This is a genomic window from Methylobacterium sp. E-046, assembly GCF_022829625.1.
In the GTDB taxonomy this organism is placed as follows: domain Bacteria; phylum Pseudomonadota; class Alphaproteobacteria; order Rhizobiales; family Beijerinckiaceae; genus Methylobacterium; species Methylobacterium longum.
The window spans coordinates 1-673 of the sequence record NZ_JAKSYP010000127.1 but is presented as its reverse complement, the minus strand read 5'-3'; the positions used below and the strand labels follow the sequence as shown (position 1 = coordinate 673).

Annotated in this window: 1 protein-coding gene and 1 pseudogene; both read right to left on the bottom strand. The window is 72.4% G+C overall.

All coding sequences use genetic code 11. The features are described from left to right. The coding region (locus tag MKK82_RS11575; RefSeq protein ID WP_243985771.1) for a hypothetical protein at window positions 1-236 on the bottom strand (236 nt) is incomplete at its 3' end. 154 nt (window positions 237-390) lie between these two features. Further along, window positions 391-673, bottom strand: a pseudogene (locus MKK82_RS11570) (hypothetical protein); the annotation flags it as partial.

Here is a 673-nt window from a genome sequence, read left to right as displayed (position 1 = left end):
CACGCCATCGCCTCACCCGGCTGCGCCCCCATCGATACAAAGGTCCAGCGGTCGGCCGTCGGGTTGAGCGGCATCATGGGCCAGGCGGCGGCCCTGGCGGGGCACGCCGACGCAACTTCCGCCGCGGCGTCCCTGTCGAGCCACTCCGTCACAACCATGCCGGCGCCGGGCGGGTTCTCCGCGCGACCCGCCGCGCAGCCCGCCGCGCCCACCCACCAGTACTCCGAGATGGCCATCGCGGTGCAGGCTGCGGCTGCTGCGCAGAATCACGGCCCGGGACCGAAGGGCGCCAGCATGATGCGGGCCTGCGTCGCGGTGGACCGCCGCGCAGCCTTGCGGGCCGTCGTGCCCCGGCCAAGCCACGCAGTGAGGCGAGCCGGACGTGTCGCATCAGGCATGCGCCACCCGCCTGGGGATGAACGCGACCTGCTGACTGTAGCCGCCGATGACCACCTCCGGTGCGCCGCCAAGCACAAGCGTCGCAATCGCCTCGCCAGCGGCGTGCATCGTCTCGTTCACCTGCGATTGCATCTCGGCCCGCCCCTCACCACCAAGCCGGCACCGGGCGGGTTCTCGTCGGACCCTGCTGTGCAGCCCGCCCAGCCGAGCAACCAGTACGCCCAGATCGGCAACGCCTTGAAGGCTGCGGCTGCCGCTCAGAAGCGGGGGCAGG